This is a genomic window from Corallococcus caeni, assembly GCF_036245865.1.
Taxonomy (GTDB): domain Bacteria; phylum Myxococcota; class Myxococcia; order Myxococcales; family Myxococcaceae; genus Corallococcus; species Corallococcus caeni.
Genome location: NZ_BTTW01000001.1, coordinates 1,884,195 through 1,900,598, shown reverse-complemented (window position 1 = coordinate 1,900,598; position 16,404 = coordinate 1,884,195). Strand labels below are relative to the sequence as shown.

The following is a 16,404-nucleotide window of genomic DNA, read 5'->3' as shown; positions in this document are numbered from 1 at the left end:
CCGCCATGATTTCCGTCCACGGACTGCGCAAGCACTATCAGGTCCACAAGCGCCCGCCTGGCCTGAAGGCGGCCCTGCGCTCGCTCGTCCACCGCGACTACACGACCGTCAAGGCCGTGGATGGCATCTCCTTCGACATCAAGCCCGGCGAACGCGTGGGCTTCCTGGGCCCGAATGGTGCCGGCAAGACGACGACGCTCAAGGTGCTCGCCGGCCTGCTCCACCCGTCCGAGGGGGAGGTCACCGTGGATGGCCACGTGCCCCGCTTCCGCGAGGAGGCGTTCCTCAAGAAGATCATGCTGGTGATGGGGCAGAAGCAGCAGCTGCTGTGGGACTTGCCGCCGTCGGAGACGTTCGAACTCAACCGCGCCATCTACGACGTGCCCCGCCTCCAGTACAAGCAGACGCTGGACGAACTGGTGTCGCTGCTGGAGCTGGAGGACCTCATCGGCAAGCCCACCCGGCAGCTCAGCCTGGGGGAGCGGATGAAGTGCGAGCTGGCCGCGGCCCTCATCCACCGCCCCCGGGTGCTCTTCCTGGACGAGCCCACCATCGGCCTGGACGTGTCCATGCAGGTGACGATGCGCGCGTTCATCAAGGCCTACAACGAGCAGACGGGCGCCACGCTCATCCTGACCAGCCACTACATGGACGACGTGGCGGCGCTCTGCCCGCGCGTCATCGTCATCGACAAGGGGCAGCTGTCCTACGACGGCAGCCTGGACGCGCTGGTGCAGCGCGTGCGCCCGGAGAAGCGCGTGGTGCTGCGCCTGGGCCAGCCGGTGGACCTGTCCCTGCTGGCGCCGCTGGGCAAGGTGGTGTCGCACGAGCCGGGCTCCGCGGTGCTCCAGGTCCAGCAGGACGCGGTGAACGCCACGGTGGGCCGCGCGCTGTCCACGCTGCCGGTGACGGACCTGACGGTGGAGAACGCGCCCCTGGAAGAGGTGATGAGCGAGCTGTTCCAGGAGGGCAAGGCGCGCCGGGCGGAGGCCGCCCGGGAGGCGGCGTCCGCATGAGCCTGCGCACGTCGCTCAAGGCGCTGCCCACCATGGTGCGCATCGGCTTCTCCGAGGCGGTGGCCTACCGCGCGGAGATGATCATCTGGGTGCTGGCCACCACCATGCCGCTCATCATGCTGGCCCTGTGGTCGGCGGTGGCGCGCGGCGGGCCGGTGGGCCGCTTCGGACAGGCGGAGTTCACGGGCTACTTCCTCGCGGCCTTCTGCGTGCGGCAGCTCACCAGCTCCTGGGTGGCGTGGCTGCTCAGCTACGAGGTGAAGCAGGGCACGCTGGCGATGCGGCTGCTCAGGCCCGTCTCCCCGCTGCTGGCGTACGCGACGGAGGTGCTGGCGGGCATCCCGCTGCGCATCGCCGTCGTCTTGCCCGTGCTGGGCATCAGCCTGTGGGCGGCGGGCGCCCAGCGCGCGGTGCCCACGTCGCCAGGCGGCTGGGGGCTGTTCGCGCTGGGCATCGTGGGCGCGTGGCTCATCACGTTCTATCTGAACGTGCTCTTGGGCACGCTGAGCCTGTACCTGGAGAGCAGCCAGAAGCTGATGGAAGTCTACATGGTGCTGTTCTTCGTCTGCTCCGGGTACATGTTCCCGGTGGAGTTCTTCCCCGCCGGGGCGCGCACCGTCATCGAGTGGCTGCCGTTCCGCTACCAGATGGGCCTGCCGGTGGAGCTGATGACGGGGGCGCACGCGGCGAAGGAGGCGTGGCGGCTGCTCGGGGCGCAGTGGGCGTGGGTGGCGGGCCTGGGCGTGGTGTCCATGGCCGTCTGGCGGCGGGGCCTGGCGCGCTTCGCGGCGTTCGGAGGGTAGGGCGGTGGTGAACGCGAAGCGCTACCTGCGCCTCTTGGGCGTGCAGCTGAAGGCCTCCGGGCTCCTGGCGTTGCAGTACCGCGCGGACTTCCTGGCGGAGGGGCTCACGTCGCTGGCGTGGACGTTCACCGCGCTGGCGCCGCTGTTCGTCGTCTTCAACGCGCGGCCCAGCATCGAGGGGTGGACGTTCCAGGAGTCGCTGCTGGTGGTGGGCTGGTTCACGTTGCTCCAGGGCGTGCTGGAGGGCGCCATCAGCCCCAGCCTCACGGGCATGGTGGAGCACATCCGCAAGGGCACGCTGGACTTCGTGCTGCTCAAGCCCGCGGACGCGCAGTTCCTGGTGTCCACGCAGCGCTTCCTGCCGTGGCGCGCGGTGAACGTGCTGTCCGGCGTGGGGCTGTTCGTCTACGCGTTCGTGTCGCTGGGGCGCTGGCCGTCCTTGCCGGGCATCTTCGCGTCGCTGGTGTTGCTCGCGACGAGCATGCTCATCCTCTACTCGATGTGGATCCTCGTGGTGAGCGCGGCCTTCTTCGTGGTGAAGGTGGACAACCTCACGTACCTGTTCACGTCCATCTTCGACGCGGCCCGCTGGCCGTCCGCGGTGTTCCGGGGCTCGCTGGCGTGGGTCTTCACCTTCATCATCCCGCTGGCGCTGATGACCACCTTCCCCGCGCTCGCGCTCTTGGGCCGGCTGCCGTGGACCTGGCTGGTGGGCGCGGTGGTGGGCGCGGTGGCTTTCGCTTCGGTGGCGCGGTGGGTGTGGTTGATGTCCATCCGCCACTACACGTCCGCGAGCAGCTGAAGCCTCAGGGTCGGGGCGCCTGCCGGGCCCACTCCGCGCGCACCACGTAGGGCAGGAGCTTCGCGGAGGCGTAGCCGGGGTAGCGCTCCTTCAGCCTCGCCTCCACCGCCGCCAGCGGGTCGCTGCTGGGGTGCTCCGCGTGCCGCTCGCGGGCCACCTCCTCCCGCACGGCCTGCACATAGGCCGTCTGCGCGTCCAGCAGCTCCGGGCCGCCGGGGAGGCCGCGTCCCGGGTGGATCCACTTCGGCTTCAGGGCGCGCAGCTCCTCCAGACGCTGGAGCCATCCGGTGGTGTCGCCGCCCTCGAACCAGTTGTGGGTGTCCCGGGCCACGAGGTCGCCGGTGAACAGGTGGCCCTCCCACTCCACGACGACGTGGGCCGCGCTGGAGCCCGCGCCCAGGACGTGGACCTTCAGCGTGAGGCCGGCCGCGCTCACTTCGCGGGTGCTGTCGCCGAAGCTGTCCGCGAGCACGAGCGTGCGGGGATAGCGGCCGTTCCAGTACCGCTTGAAGAGCTCGGGCGCCCACTTCTCGTGGACCGCAGGGATGCGCGCGAGCACCGGGCCGGAGGTGACGACCGGGACGCCCAGCTCCTTGAGCAGGGCCGTGCCGTTGAAGCTCTCCGGGTGGGCGTGGAGGACGATGGCGAGCTTCGGCTCCTTGCCGGTGACCTGCTTCGCGAAGGCCAGCTCCTTGCGCAGCGCGGAGGGCAGCAATTGCGTGTCGATGAGGACCAGCCCCTCCGGTCCTTCAATCCAGTACGACGCTGTCTGGAGCGACCACTCGGAGGAGATGTATTCGCCGACCCGCAGGTCTCCCTGCTCCCGGGCGGAGTGGGAGCGGTAGTGGGTCGGGACGACGGGCTGGGACGCGCCGCAGCCCCACAGGAAGGACACCAGCGCCGCGGCGGTGATCATTCGCATGAATGACGATTCTACCCGTGAGGTCGGGCTGAGAGGAATTCCGCTGTGGTGTCTTGCGTCCGTCTGGGTTAAGGGGCCGCCCCCCTGCGGCGAAAGTCGCATCCCCCATGAAGTGAAGGACCTTCCCCTCGATGACCCGTATCCGTTTTCACGGCCTGATGGCCGCGCTCGCGCTTGCGTCCGCGCTGGCCTGCGCCCCCGAAGCACCGTCTTTCATTGACGCTCCTTCCTCGTCCTCCTCCTCGCGCCTCGACACGTCCTCGTGGAGCAGCGCCGGCACCATGGCCTCCATGCGCGTGGACGCCACCGCCACTCCGCTGCGCAATGGCTACGTGCTCGTCGCGGGCGGGGGCACGTCCGCGGCGGAGCTGTATGATCCGCGCACCGGCCGCTGGTTCTCGCTGGGCGCCATGGCCACGAGCCGCCAGCGCCACACGGCCACGCTGCTGGCCTCCGGCAAGGTGCTGGTGGTGGGCGGAGGCGCCTCCGTGCTGGCCGCGGGCGGCGCGGAGCTGTTCGACCCGGACACCAACAGCTGGTCCGCCGTGACGGGGCTGGACGTGCCGCGCTCCCAGCACACCGCGACGCTGCTCCCCGACGGCCGGGTGCTGGTGGTGGGCGGTGACAGCGGCTCCGGCAACGCGCTGTCCAGCGCGCTCCTGTATTCACCCGCGACGGGCACCTGGGCGGCCACGGGCCGCATGGGCGCGGCCCGGCTGGGCCACACCGCGACGCTGCTGCCGGACGGACAGGTGCTGGTGACGGGCGGCCGGGACAGCGCGAACGGGACCGTGCTCGCGACGGCCGAGCGCTACGACGCCATGACGGGCGAGTGGACCCCGGTGGGCTCCATGGCCACGCAGCGCATGGGCCACACGGCGACGCTGCTGCTGTCCGGGCAGGTGCTGGTGGCGGGCGGCTTCGCGGGCAGCCTCGCCACGGACACGTCCGAGCTGTTCGACCCGGGCACCGGCACCTGGACGTCCCAGGGCCTGCTGCCGTCCCTCTGCGTCTTCCACACGGCGACGCTGCTCACCTCCGGGCAGGTGCTGGTGACGGGCGGCTCCACCGGCGGTCAGCCCTACCTGGACCGCGCCGTGCTCTACAGCCCGGCCACCGGCACCTGGGCGGAGACGGCGACGATGGCCACGCGCCGCATCAGCCACGCCGCCGCGCTGCTGCCGTCCGGAGACGTGCTCGTGCTGGGCGGCGTGTCCCAGGTGGGTTCGCGCAATGCCTCCGCGGAGCGCTACCGTCCGGCCGTCCCGCCGTGGAGCACGGCCGCGAGCCTGCTCACCGCGCGCTCGCAGCTCAGCACCACCCGGCTGGACACGGGCGACGTGCTGGTGGCGGGCGGTGCGTCCTCGGCCGGCGCGCTGTCCAGCGCGGTGCTGTACGACGAGGCGACGAACACCTGGCGGGACACCGCCGCGCTGGGCACCGCGCGCTTCCTGCACTCCGCCACGCCCTTGAGCGATGGCCGCGTGCTGGTGAGCGGCGGGCAGCGGGATGCCTCCACCTGGCTGTCCGCCACGGAGGTGTACGCGCCCGCCACGGGGACCTGGACGCCGGTGGGGGACCTGGGGACGGGGCGGGCCCGCCACACCGCGACGCTGCTGGCCTCCGGCAAGGTGCTGGTGACGGGCGGCGCGTCGGGCGCGAGCACGTCCTCCACGCTCGCGGGCGCGGAGCTGTTCAACCCGTCCACGGGCACGTGGAGCCCCACGAGCGCCATGGGACACGCGCGCACGTACCACGCGGCGGTGCGGCTGCCTTCGGGCGAGGTGCTGGTGATGGGCGGCAGCTCCACCGGGACGGACCCCATCACCGCGAGCGCGGAGCTGTTCAATCCGACCACGGGGACGTGGAGCCCCACGGGGTCCATGGCGGTGGCGCGCTACGGCCACATCGCGGTACCGCTGGGCAATGGCAGCCAGGTGCTGGTGGCGGGCGGCTGGGGCGTGGATGGACCGCTGCGCTCCGCGGAGCTGTACGACGTGGCGCGCGGCACCTGGAGGATCGTGGCCCCGATGAACCTGCCGCGCTACCTGCCGCACGCCACGGTGCTGCCCTCGGGCCGCGTGCTGGTGGTGACGGGGGAGGGCGGCTCGGGGCTGGGCGTGCTCGACTCCGCGGAGGTGTATGACGCCGCGATGAACGCGTGGACGGTCGCGGGCACCCTGTCCACGCGCAACACGCACCACGGGCTGTCCCTGCTGCCCTCGGGCCGCGTGCTCGTCGCGGGCGGCAGCGGGAGCGGCGGCGCGCGCGTGGGCGTCGACGTGTACTCACCGGCGCCTTGAGCCCCTGCGTCGGCGACTGGCATGGGGCGGGCGCACAGCCTGCCCCGTGTCGTTCCCGCTTCAGGCCCCTGCGTGGGGCGCTTCGTGCGCCGCGTGCTCGCGGGCGTAATACGCGAGGCATTCCTCCTCACGTCCGCGCACCACGCGTCTGCCATTGAGCGGCCCGGCGTGGGAGGTCACCACGGTGCACTGGCCTTCGACGTCGTCCTGGTCGTAGTAGAGGACCACCCAGTCATCCGTGGCGTTCTGCTGGTGCGCCAGCGCCGTGTTGGAGAACAGGGCGCGGAAGTTCCAGTCGTCCACGTGCTCGCGCATCACCGGCAGCCAGGCCTCCCCGGACGGGTTGAAGCGCTTGGGGGCGATGCGGCGCAGCTCCCCGGCCTTCGCCCTGCGCCGGTAGTCCGCGTCCACCTTCAGCAGCAGCGCCACCGAAGGCCGCGGCCCGTCCTCCGCGCCATGGGACCGCGCCCGCTCGCGCTCCCGCCGGCTGCGTCCCAGCCGCGCCGCCAGCACCTCGCGCACCTGCTCCGCGCGCCGGGGCCCGAAGCCCTCCACCCGCTCCAGCCGCCCGTCGTGCGCGGCCAGCTCCAGCGCCTCCAGCGTGGAGATGTCCAACGCCTCATGGATGCGCTTCGCCAGCTCCGGGCCGATGCCGGGCACGCTGGCGAGCAGGGCCTCGGGGGACGCCTCACCCTCCAGCCGCTCGAGCAACCCGATGTGGCCCGTGCGCACCAGCTCCGCGACCGTCGCCGCGATGCTCTTGCCCACGCCGGGCAGCTCCCTCAAGCCCGCCTCGCCCTTCTCCGCCAGCAGTTGCGCCACGGAGTCCGGCCAGGTCGCGAGGGTCGACGCTGCCTTGCGGTAGGCCCCCACGCGGAAGGGCATCGCGTCCTGCGTCTCCAGCAGGTCCGCCACCCGCTCCAGCGCATCCGCGATGTCGATGTTGTTCTTCCATTCGACGCCCATGGTACCTGGAAGGTAGGACCCCCCACGGAGGACGACCACCCCCGCGAGCCGACACCCGCGCACACGGTGGGCCGCGCGGGAAAAAATTCCCCGCCCCGCAACCGCGCCGCGCCCACCGGGTTGGAAGGGACAGCAGGCAGTCACGCGAACCCTTCAACCTGGAGAATGACGATGCGCTGGAACAAGACGTTGGCGGTGGGTGCGGCCCTGGTGCTTTCGACGGCGTGCGGCGGGGTGGATGATCAGGAGGCGGTGGAGTCCCTGCCGGACTTCGCGGGCACGTCGCTGGAGCTCAACACGGACGCGCCCGCGCAGGACGGCGCCGCGCTGGTGGCCCAGGACCTGATGCAGGTGGAGGCCTCGCTGGACGGGCAGGGCGCCGCGATGCTGGAGGGCGCCCGCATGCAGGTGAAGGCGCTCAACGACGCGCTCCGGCAGGCGCTGGTGCCCATCGCGGACCTGGTGAAGCAGTCCGCCAGCGCGCAGACGGGCGACGTGCTGGTGTACGGCCCCACCGACCGCGCCAACGCCACCTTCAAGCTCTCCGTGCGCAAGGGCGCGGCCGGGCGCTACCAGTGGAAGCTGGAGGCCCGTCCGCTGAACAGCACCGACGACGTGGCCTACAAGCTCGTCGCCGCGGGCGCGCTCAAGCGCGACGGTGAGGCGCACCGCGGCCGGGGCACGCTGGCCCTCTCCCTGGACAACCTGAAGGCGGTGGCCCCGTCCTTCGCGGGCCAGGGCAAGCTGATGATGTCGTTCGCCCACTTCGGGCAGGGCAGCAAGTCGCTGGCGTACCGGCTGGCGGACTTCACCCCGAACCCCGCCGTGCACGAGGCCGTCACCGGCGCCTTCGTGGGCCACAAGCTCCAGGCCACCGGCGCCACCCGCGTGCGCGTGCTCGCTCCGTACAACCTCCCCAGCACCGCGACGGCCGCGAAGGAGAAGGTGCTCTCGTCCGTGCGCCACATCCCCGGCACCGGCGGTCGCGTCGACGTGCGCGCCTGGGGCGGCGACATCGCGGCGAACACCTACTACGTGGGCAGCGCCTGCTGGAACGCGCAGGAGAAGGAGCTCTTCCGCGTCCTCTTCCAGTGCTCGGACACGAGCGGCCCGGGGAACTGCACGGAGGTTCCGGGCAGCCGCGTGGGCACCTTCCAGGACTGCCCCGCCGTGGAGCTGCGCGGCGACGTGGCTCCCCCCGAGGGCTCCGGCGACACCGTGACGCCCGAGCCCGGCAACCCCGGCGCGCCGGAGGACGTGCCCGCGGACGTCACGGCCGGGTTCTAGGCCGTCAGGACAGGGCGGACGCCACCACCGCGTCCGCTTCAATCTCCACCAGCATCCGCGGGTCGATGAGCGCCTTCACCTCCACCATGGAGGTGGCGGGGCGGATGGCCGCGAACACCTCACCGTGGGCGCGGCCTATCTCCTCCCAGCGGGAGATGTCGGTGACGTACATGCGCGTGCGCACCACGTCCTCCACCCGGGCACCCACCGCCTCCAGCGCGGCGCGGATGTTGGCGAGCGCCTGGGCCGCCTGCCGGTACGCGTCCCCTTCACCCACGAGCTGGCCGTCCGCGTCCGTGGCGGTGGTGCCGGAGACGGACACGAAGGGGCCCGCGCGCACCGCCCGCGAGTAGCCCACGCGGGGCTCCCAGGGGGTGCCCGTGGCATGGAGGATGCGCTGCATGGCGTGGCTCCGGTGTGGGCTCAAGGAGGGGGTGCCCCGGAGGGCCGGAGCCCGGCCGGACCTCCAGGCGCTGCTTGCGAAGCTGCAAGGAACGACCGCCCGTGATAGTTGCCCTCGGATCATGTCCAACGAGCTCGAGAGGGAGGTCGCCCGGCGACGGACCTTCGCCATCATCTCCCACCCCGACGCGGGAAAGACAACCCTGACGGAGAAGCTGCTGCTCTACGGCGGCGCCATCCACCTGGCCGGCAGCGTGAAGGCCAAGCGGGCGCGGCGGCACGCGACCAGCGACTGGATGGAGCTGGAGAAGGAGCGCGGCATCTCCGTGACGTCCTCCGTGCTCCAGTTCGTCTACCGCGACCACGCGGTGAACCTGCTGGACACCCCGGGCCACCAGGACTTCTCCGAGGACACCTACCGCACGCTCTCCGCGGCGGACGCGGCGGTGATGCTCATCGACGCGGCGAAGGGCGTGGAGCCGCAGACGAAGAAGCTCTTCAAGGTGTGCCGCATGCGCGGCATCCCCATCTTCACCTTCGTCAACAAGCTGGACCGCTACGGCCGCGAGCCGCTGGAGCTGATGAACGAGCTGGAGCAGGTGCTCGGCATCCGCTCGTACCCGATGAACTGGCCCATCGGCATGGGGCCGGAGTTCCGCGGCGTCTACGACCGGCAGGCGCGCGTGGTGCACGTGTTCTCCGCGGAGGGCTCGCACGGCGAGTCGGAGGTGGCGGAGCGCTCGGTGTCCATCGACTCGCCGGAGATCAAGTCGGTGCTCACGGACTCGGAGCTGGAGAAGCTCAACGAGGACATCGAGCTGCTGGACATCGGCGGTGACGCCTTCACGCGGGAGAAGTCCGACGCGGGGCAGCTGACGCCCATGTTCTTCGGCAGCGCGATGACGAACTTCGGCGTGCGGCCCTTCCTGGACGCGTTCCTGGACCTGGCGCCCGCGCCCACGTCGCGCCCCACCACGGCGGGCCCGCGCGAGCCGACGAACCCCAAGTTCGCGGGCTTCGTCTTCAAGATTCAGGCGAACATGGACCCCGCGCACCGCGACCGCATCGCGTTCATGCGCGTGGTGTCCGGCCGCTACGTCAAGGGCATGAACGCGTACCACTCGCGGCTGGGCAAGGAGGTGCGGCTCGCGAAGCCCAGCCAGTTCATGGCGGCGGAGCGCACGTCCATTGAAGACGCGTGGCCGGGGGACGTCATCGGCCTGTTCGACCCGGGGCAGTACCGCATCGGGGACTCGCTGGCGGAGGGCAACCAGGAGGTCCTGTTCGAGGGCGTGCCGCGCTTCAGCCCGGAGTTCTTCGCGGTGGTGCGCTCCAAGGACCCGCTGCGCCGCAAGCAGATGGAGAAGGGCCTGGAGCAGCTGTCGGAAGAGGGCACGGTGCAGATCTTCCAGCAGCTGGCCATGGGCATGAAGGACCCCATCGTCGGCGTGGTGGGCGCGCTCCAGTTCGAGGTGCTCCAGTACCGCCTGGAGCACGAGTACGGCGCGAAGATCGCGCTGGACCGGCTGCCCTTCAGCCACGCCCGCTGGGTGGTGGGGCAGAACTTCGACCCGAAGTCGTTCGACTGGGAAGGCAACCGCCAGACGGTGCAGGACCGCGACGGGCTGCCCCTGGTGCTCTTCCGCGATGACTGGGCGCTCCAGCACGCCGAGGAGAAGCACCCGGAGCTGAAGTTCCTGTCGGAGGCTCCCCTGCTGCGTCAGTCCGCGTCCGCCGCGACCGGAAGCTAGAGAAGGAAACCGCCCATGGCCGCGGAAGCGCCCGCCGTCCCGTCCCCCGTCTCCCCGGGGGGCGGTGCTCCGTCCGTCCCCGCCCCCAAGGCATCCCCTCCCGCCCCCTCGCGGCGGGGCGTCCCCGCGTCCCGGCTCGCGCTCGTCGCGCTGGCGGCGATGCTCGCGCTGTGGCCCGCGTTCAAGCTGCACCTGGGCCCCGCGAACGAGCTGCGCGTGCGCTTCCCCGCCGCGGGCTGGCCCCTGGCGGGCCAGGTGTCCTTCACAGTGGAGAAGGACGCGCCGCCGGTGCTTCGGCCGCTCACGCCGGTGGAGGTCGAGCAGGTGCTGGGCGACGGCATCCCGGAGGGGCAGCAGGAGGTGCGCGTCCAGCTGCCCCGGGACGCGCGCTCCGCGGAGGTGACGCTGCGGCCGCTGGCCGACCTCACCGTGGAGCAGGTGACGTGGTTCCCGCTGCGCGGGGCCGTGGTGAGCGGTCCCGGCGTGCGAGCGCTGCCCTTCGAACAGCACGTCAACCCGGACGGCTCCCGCACGGTGAGCGTGGCGCGGCTGCGGCCCGGGTTCTGGAACGTGGACGTGGCGGACGTGCTCTTCGCCGTGACGGTGTGGGCCTTCTTCTGGCTCGTGCTGGAGGCGCGCTGGGGGCAGGGCAGGGCGGCGGCGTTCGCGCGGCGGCAGTCCGGCTGGGCGCGCTACGCGCTGTTGCCGCTGCTGTCGTGGGGCGCGTGGTGGCTCATCTTCTTCCCGGGGATCATCTCGTATGATCCGCTGGTGCAGTGGGAGCAGCTCCAGACGGGCCGTCTGGAGGACTGGCACCCGGCGTTCCACACCTTCTGGCTGTGGCTGGTGGGCGGGCCCTTCGGCTCGCTGGCGCCCGTGGGCGCGCTCCAGGCGGTGCTGTTCGCCACGGTGCTGGGCAAGGTGCTGGAGGAGCTGGGGCACTGGCGGGTGCCCGCTTGGGCGCGGTGGGGCGTGGTGGCGTGGGTCACCCTGTCGCCCGCGGTGGGCAGCAACGTCATCGCGGCATGGAAGGACGCGCCGTTCACGCTGATGTGCCTGGCGGTGATGCTGCTCGTGCTGCGGGCGGAGCGCCGGGGCGGCCTGCGCGTGGCGGACGCGGCGTGGCTGGGCGCGTGCCTCGCGTGCATCACGCTGCTGCGCCACAACGGGCCGGCGCTGAGCGTGCCCGTCCTCGTGCTCTGCCTGTGGCGCTACGGGGACCGGCGCGCGCGCGGCACGATGGTGTCCGTGATGGCGCTGCTCACGTTCATGGTGCGCGGCCCCGGCTATGCGCTGGCGAACGTGGCGCCCGCGCCGCCGGTGCTCAAGCAGGTGCTGCTCGTGCACCGGCTGGGCGCCGTGTCGAAGGACCCCCAGCTGCCGCCCGAGGACGCCCGCGTGCTCGAGGAGCTGATGCCGCTGGAGCAGTGGCGCAAGCGCTACGCCTGCCTCTCCGTGGGACCGCTCGTCTTCGGCTCGCCCCTTCAGCGGGAGAAGCTGGCGGGGCGGACGCTGGAGCTGGCGGACATCGCGTGGCGCTACGCGAAGCGGCACCCGGAGCAGGTGTGGGATCAGCAGGTGTGCGTCACGCGCTATGTCTGGGCGCCCGAGGGGGACCTCTACATCGGGCCCTTCAACGGCGGCGGCAACACCGTGGACCCGAACCAGGTGGGCGTGCGGCCCCACTCGTGGTTCACCCCGGCGCAGAACTTCTACGAGCACGTCATCTTCGATTCGTATGGCAAGCACGGCCTGCTGCGCACCCTGGTGTGGCAGCCCTCCTCGTCGCTGTACGCGTTCGTGCTGGGGCTGGTCGTGGTGCTCTGGCGGCAGCGCAGCCTGGGCGCGCTGCTGGCGGTGATGACCGCGGTGCTCAACACGCTCGCGTGGCTCCTGCTGTCGCCGAACCCGGACCTGCGCTTCCTCTTCCCCACGGTGCTGCTGGCCCCGCTGCTGCTCGCGCTCGCGCTGGCGCCCCGGCTGCGTCGCGGGAGTGACGCCGTGGCGAAGCCCGGGGCCCCGGCCGCTGTCGAAGCGCGTTAGGCTGGCGGCCCGGGGGGGCCGGCCCCCGTCGAAGCGCGGTGGGGGGAGTGATGGACCAGGAACGGGCAGTGGCCTGGCGGCTGGCGCTGGCTTTGTGCGTGGCGCTCGCGCTGTGGCCGCTCTTCAAGTACCAGCTGGGCCCGGACCGGGAGCTGCGCCTGCGCTTCCCCACCGTGGGCTGGCCGGTGACGGGGAGCGTGACGTTCCAGCGGGGCATGCACCCGCCGAAGGCACGTGAGCTGTCATCCGAGGACGTGTCTCCAGTGACGGGTGACGGCATCCCGGAGGGACAGCAGGAGCTGCGCATCCCGCTGCCCCGCGACGCGCGCGCCGCGCAGCTGCGCCTGCAAGGCGTGCCCGCGACGCTCACGCAGGTCACCTGGGTGTCCCAGCGCTCGCCGCCCCTCTGGGGAGACGCGCACCCCGCGCAGCCGTTCACGCAGGAGGGCTTCGAGGGCGGAGTGCACGTGCGGGTGCCCCGGCTCTCACCGGGCCTGTGGGCCCTGGAGCGCGTGGACCTGTACCAGGTGCTGCTCACGTGGGGGCTGCTATGGCTGGCGCTGGAGACGCGCTGGGGCCGGGGCCGCGTGGCGGACTTCGGCCGGCGGCGCTGGGGCTGGGCGAAGTACGCGCTGGGGCCGCTCCTCACCTGGGGCCTCACCTGGGCGCTGTTCTTCCCGGGGCTCGTGTCCTACGACCCGATGGCGCAGTGGGAGCAGGTGCTGACGGGGCAGTACGTGGACTGGCACCCGGCCTTCCACACGTGGTGGATGGGCGTGTTGACCGCGCCCACCGGCTCGCTGGGCGGCATGACCGGCCTCCAGGTGGTGATGTTCGCGGTCCTGCTGGGCAAGGTGCTGGAGGAGCTGGAGCACTGGCGGGTGCCGGCGTGGGCCCGCTGGGGGACGGCCGCGTGGCTGGCGCTGTCGCCCTCGGTGGGCCTCAACGTCATCGCGGTGTGGAAGGACACGGCCTTCGCGCAGATGTGCCTGGCGTCGGTGCTGCTGTTGCTGCGCGCGGAGCGCACCGGGCGCCTGGGCGTGGGCGGCGCGGTGAAGCTGGGGCTGTGCGTGGCGTCGCTGTGCCTGCTGCGCCACAACGGCCCCCTCGTGGGCCTGCCGCTGCTGGCGGTGGGCCTGTGGCGCTACGGGGACTGGCGCGCGCGGGCGACGTTCGCGACCGTCGCGGTGGCCGTCACGGTGTTCGTCCGCGGACCGATGTACGTGTGGATGGACGTCCAGCCCACGCCGCCCATGCTCCCGCAGGTGTGGGTCATCCACCGGCTGGCGCTCGCGGCGCGCGCGCCGGACCTGACGCCCGAGGACGCGAAGCTGCTGGAGCAGATCATGCCCCTGGCGGACTGGCGCGAGCGCTACGACTGCGACAACGTGGGGCGGCTCATCTTCGGCTCCTCGCCGCTGCTCGGCCACCAGGAGCGGTTGGTGGGCCGGGGCGTGGGGCTGGCGGGGGTGCTGTGGCGCTTCGCGCGCGCGCATCCCCAGCAACTGCTGGCGCACCAGCTCTGCGTGTCGCGCTACACCTGGGCCCTGACGTCGAACCTCTACGTGGGGCCCTTCAACGGCGGTGGCCGGGCGGTGGATCCCAACCGCGTGGGCGTGAGGACGCGCACCTGGCAGGCCCGGTGGCAGGCGCGCTACGAGGACTTCATCCTCCGGACCTACTATTCGGAAGGCGTGTGGCGCGTGGCCGTGTGGCAGCCGGGGCCGTCGCTGTACCTGCTGGTGGCGGGCGTGCTCGTGGCCCTGCGGCGCCAGCGCGGCCTGTCCCCGCCGTGGATCCTGCTGGCCCCGCTGCTCAACGCGCTCTCGTGGCTGCTGGTGACGCCCAACCCGGACCTGCGGTTCGTGCAGTCCACCGTGTTGCTGGCGCCGGTGGCGCTGGCGCTGGCCCTGGCGCCGCGCCGGGTGAGGACCGAGGCGGCCGCGCGTCCCCTGCCGGAGGACGCGCCGCCCATGCCCGTGCCGCGCGAGTCCGCGGCCTGACGCAGGGGCCTACTTGTGCGGCACCACCGTGCCGCCGCGGAAGGCGGAGTCGCGCAGCACCAGGCCCTCCTTGAAGAGGCGCGCGGCGCGGTTGCCGACGAAGAAGTCCTTGGGGTCGCCCCGGCGGAAGGTCTTCTTCACGAACTCCTCCACCTCCAGGTACAGGCGGCGGAACTTGTCCGGGGCCGCGTCGCGACGGCCCGTCTGGGACGTCACCTCCAGCTCCACCCACATCTTGCCGCTGAGCAGCTCGCCCTCCTCGTTGCGGCGCGACCGCTCGATGAAGATGACGGGCGAGCGCACCTCGTCGATGCGCCAGAAGCCCTTGTCCGGGCCTCGCTTCACCTTGTCCACCATGGCGGGGCCAATCTCGCTGGCCACCAGGTAGAGGTCCTCCTCCGGCAGGCGCGGGATGTTGTCCGGGGTGGCCCGGAAGGGCACCCAGTCCGGCGGCACGCGCCGGGGGTAGACCTCCAGGACGTGGCGCTCCAGGAAGCGGAAGAAGGCGACCTCGTCGTCGGGTGCCATGAAGAATTGGAGGATGTTGGCCATCGCGGGCGACCTCATACCCTGGAAGCACGCTAGAAACACAGCCATGGACACCTGGCTGCGCTCGCGGATGCACGAGCTGAACGACCTGAACAGCGTCATCAACCTGGCTTCCTGGGACCGGGAGGTCTACCTGCCCTCCAAGGCGGCCTCCGCCCGCGCCCAGCAGCTGGCCACCGTCCAGGCCCTCCACCACGAGCGGCTGGTGGACCCCCGCCTGGGCGAGGCGCTGGCCCGCGCCGGCGAGGGCGGCCCGGACTTCGCGGCCCTCACGCCCGACGAGCGCGCCATGGTGCGCGTCCTCACCCGCGAGCGCGACCGCGCGGTGCGCCTGCCCGCCCGGCTGGTGACCGCGCTGGCGGAGGCGCAGGGGGAGGGCCTCCAGGCCTGGCGCGAGGCGCGCACGACGAAGCGCTTCGCCCGCTTCCAGCCCGCGCTGGAGGCGCTGCTCGCGCTGCGGCGTGAGCAGGCGGACGCGCAGGGCCACGACGGCGAGCGCTACGACGCGCTGCTCGAGGGCTTCGAGCCCGGCATGCGCGTGAAGCGCCTCACCCCGGTGCTCACCGCGCTGCGCGACGCGCTCATCCCCATGGTGGCCGCGCTGGGCGAGCAGAAGCGCCCCTTCCCCGCGTTCCTCTCCGGCCGCACCTACGACACCGGCGAGCAGTGGCGGTTCACGATGCGGCTGTTGAAGGCCGTGGGCTTCGACCTGGAGGCGGGCCGCCAGGACGTCAGCATCCACCCCTTCACCAACAGCGTGCACGCGCAGGACGTGCGCCTCACCACGCGCCTGGACGCGGCGTGGCCGCCCGCGGCCCTCTTTGGCACGCTCCACGAGGCGGGCCACGGCCTGTACGAACAGGGCTTCTCCCCGGAGCACCACCGCACGCCGCTGGCGTCGGTGCCGTCCATGGGGCTGCACGAGTCCCAGTCCCGCCTCTGGGAGAACCTGGTGGGCCGGGGCCGCGCCTTCTGGGTGCACCACTTCCCCGCGCTGAAGGAGGCCTTCCCGCAGGCGCTGGCGGACGTGGAGCTGGACGGCTTCCACGCGGGCATCAACCACGTGGTGCCGTCGCTCATCCGCGTGGAGGCGGACGAGGTGACGTACAACCTGCACATCGCCCTGCGCTACGAGCTGGAGCTGGCGATGCTGCGCGACGAGTTGCCCGTGTCGGAGCTGCCGTCCGCGTGGAACGAGCGCACGCGGCGCTACCTGGGCATCACGCCCCCGGACGACACCCAGGGCGTGCTCCAGGACATCCACTGGGCCTGGGGAGAGCTGGGCTACTTCCCCACGTACTCGCTGGGCAACCTCTACGCGGCCTCGCTGTACGCCGCCGCGAACCGGGCGCTGCCGTCACTGGAGGTGGACCTCACCCGGGGCGACACGTCGTCGCTGCTGGGGTGGCTGCGCGCGAACCTGCACGCGCACGGCTTCCGGCTGCCCGCGGAGGAGCGCGTGCGCGCCATCACCGGCGAGGGGCTCACGGACCGGGACTTCCTGGCGTACCTGCGCGCGAAGTACGGCGCGCTGTACGGCGTGAGCCTCTAACGCGC

Annotated in this window: 13 protein-coding genes; 9 read left to right on the top strand and 4 right to left on the bottom strand. The window is 72.0% G+C overall.

All coding sequences use genetic code 11. The features are described from left to right. Positions 1–5: 5 nt before the first annotated feature. The 3 genes from AABA78_RS07575 to AABA78_RS07565 are packed head-to-tail and all read left to right on the top strand — an operon-like array spanning position 6 to position 2,621. The gene (locus tag AABA78_RS07575; RefSeq protein ID WP_171415853.1) at positions 6–1,016 is read left to right on the top strand and encodes an ABC transporter ATP-binding protein; all 1,011 of its coding nucleotides are present in this window, start codon (positions 6–8) and stop codon (positions 1,014–1,016) included. After that, positions 1,013–1,819, top strand: coding sequence for an ABC transporter permease (locus tag AABA78_RS07570; RefSeq protein ID WP_171415851.1), 807 nt, complete (start codon positions 1,013–1,015; stop codon positions 1,817–1,819). Before AABA78_RS07575 ends, AABA78_RS07570 begins: the two co-directional genes overlap by 4 nt. A gap of 7 nt (positions 1,820–1,826) precedes the next feature. Continuing rightward, complete coding sequence (locus AABA78_RS07565) at positions 1,827–2,621, top strand: ABC transporter permease (RefSeq protein WP_338262384.1); 795 nt, start codon at positions 1,827–1,829, stop codon at positions 2,619–2,621. Between the two features lie 4 nt (positions 2,622–2,625). Here the strand turns inward: AABA78_RS07565 and AABA78_RS07560 are convergent, their stop codons facing one another. Beyond that, positions 2,626–3,543, bottom strand: a complete 918-nt coding sequence (locus AABA78_RS07560) for an MBL fold metallo-hydrolase (RefSeq protein ID WP_338262288.1) — start codon at positions 3,541–3,543, stop codon at positions 2,626–2,628. A gap of 281 nt (positions 3,544–3,824) precedes the next feature. Here AABA78_RS07560 and AABA78_RS07555 point away from each other — a divergent pair, with 281 nt between their 5' ends. Beyond that, positions 3,825–5,846 (top strand): Kelch repeat-containing protein, encoded by a 2,022-nt coding sequence (locus tag AABA78_RS07555; RefSeq protein ID WP_338262287.1) that lies wholly within the window; start codon positions 3,825–3,827, stop codon positions 5,844–5,846. Between the two features lie 60 nt (positions 5,847–5,906). Here the strand turns inward: AABA78_RS07555 and AABA78_RS07550 are convergent, their stop codons facing one another. After that, positions 5,907–6,812 carry a helix-hairpin-helix domain-containing protein gene (locus AABA78_RS07550; RefSeq protein ID WP_338262286.1) on the bottom strand — a complete coding sequence of 302 codons (906 nt, stop codon included), beginning with the start codon at positions 6,810–6,812 and terminating at the stop codon, positions 5,907–5,909. A 171-nt stretch (positions 6,813–6,983) separates the two neighbouring features. Between AABA78_RS07550 and AABA78_RS07545 the strand changes: the two genes are divergently transcribed. Then, complete coding sequence (locus AABA78_RS07545) at positions 6,984–8,099, top strand: hypothetical protein (protein WP_338262285.1); 1,116 nt, start codon at positions 6,984–6,986, stop codon at positions 8,097–8,099. Positions 8,100–8,103: 4 nt separating this feature from the next. On the opposite strand, the gene AABA78_RS07540 is transcribed toward AABA78_RS07545, so the two are convergent. Further along, a complete protein-coding gene (locus AABA78_RS07540; RefSeq protein WP_338262284.1) occupies positions 8,104–8,502 on the bottom strand; it encodes a RidA family protein in 399 nt (132 codons plus the stop codon). 121 nt (positions 8,503–8,623) lie between these two features. Between AABA78_RS07540 and AABA78_RS07535 the strand changes: the two genes are divergently transcribed. The 3 genes from AABA78_RS07535 to AABA78_RS07525 are packed head-to-tail and all read left to right on the top strand — an operon-like array spanning position 8,624 to position 14,298. Further along, positions 8,624–10,252: a peptide chain release factor 3 gene (locus AABA78_RS07535; protein WP_338262283.1), complete on the top strand. Its 1,629-nt coding sequence runs from the start codon at positions 8,624–8,626 to the stop codon at positions 10,250–10,252. A 15-nt stretch (positions 10,253–10,267) separates the two neighbouring features. Further along, on the top strand, positions 10,268–12,295 hold the full coding sequence (locus AABA78_RS07530; protein ID WP_338262282.1) for a glycosyltransferase family protein: 2,028 nt from the start codon (positions 10,268–10,270) through the stop codon (positions 12,293–12,295). 50 nt (positions 12,296–12,345) lie between these two features. Continuing rightward, positions 12,346–14,298: a hypothetical protein gene (locus AABA78_RS07525; RefSeq protein WP_338262281.1), complete on the top strand. Its 1,953-nt coding sequence runs from the start codon at positions 12,346–12,348 to the stop codon at positions 14,296–14,298. Positions 14,299–14,307: 9 nt separating this feature from the next. On the opposite strand, the gene AABA78_RS07520 is transcribed toward AABA78_RS07525, so the two are convergent. Next, positions 14,308–14,850 carry a hypothetical protein gene (locus AABA78_RS07520; RefSeq protein WP_338262280.1) on the bottom strand — a complete coding sequence of 181 codons (543 nt, stop codon included), beginning with the start codon at positions 14,848–14,850 and terminating at the stop codon, positions 14,308–14,310. A 43-nt stretch (positions 14,851–14,893) separates the two neighbouring features. On the opposite strand from AABA78_RS07520, the gene AABA78_RS07515 reads away from it, so the two are divergent. Further along, positions 14,894–16,399, top strand: coding sequence for a carboxypeptidase M32 (locus AABA78_RS07515; RefSeq protein ID WP_338262279.1), 1,506 nt, complete (start codon positions 14,894–14,896; stop codon positions 16,397–16,399). The last annotated feature ends 5 nt before the right edge of the window (positions 16,400–16,404 follow it).

Coding starts and splice junctions, on each gene's coding strand:
- AABA78_RS07575 (WP_171415853.1), top strand. CDS start 6: ATGATTTCCGTCCACGGACTGCGCAAGCACTATCAGGTCCACAAGCGC.
- AABA78_RS07570 (WP_171415851.1), top strand. CDS start 1,013: ATGAGCCTGCGCACGTCGCTCAAGGCGCTGCCCACCATGGTGCGCATC.
- AABA78_RS07560 (WP_338262288.1), bottom strand. CDS start 3,543: ATGCGAATGATCACCGCCGCGGCGCTGGTGTCCTTCCTGTGGGGCTGC.
- AABA78_RS07555 (WP_338262287.1), top strand. CDS start 3,825: ATGGCCTCCATGCGCGTGGACGCCACCGCCACTCCGCTGCGCAATGGC.
- AABA78_RS07550 (WP_338262286.1), bottom strand. CDS start 6,812: ATGGGCGTCGAATGGAAGAACAACATCGACATCGCGGATGCGCTGGAG.
- AABA78_RS07545 (WP_338262285.1), top strand. CDS start 6,984: ATGCGCTGGAACAAGACGTTGGCGGTGGGTGCGGCCCTGGTGCTTTCG.
- AABA78_RS07540 (WP_338262284.1), bottom strand. CDS start 8,502: ATGCAGCGCATCCTCCATGCCACGGGCACCCCCTGGGAGCCCCGCGTG.
- AABA78_RS07535 (WP_338262283.1), top strand. CDS start 8,624: ATGTCCAACGAGCTCGAGAGGGAGGTCGCCCGGCGACGGACCTTCGCC.
- AABA78_RS07530 (WP_338262282.1), top strand. CDS start 10,268: ATGGCCGCGGAAGCGCCCGCCGTCCCGTCCCCCGTCTCCCCGGGGGGC.
- AABA78_RS07525 (WP_338262281.1), top strand. CDS start 12,346: ATGGACCAGGAACGGGCAGTGGCCTGGCGGCTGGCGCTGGCTTTGTGC.
- AABA78_RS07520 (WP_338262280.1), bottom strand. CDS start 14,850: ATGGCCAACATCCTCCAATTCTTCATGGCACCCGACGACGAGGTCGCC.
- AABA78_RS07515 (WP_338262279.1), top strand. CDS start 14,894: ATGGACACCTGGCTGCGCTCGCGGATGCACGAGCTGAACGACCTGAAC.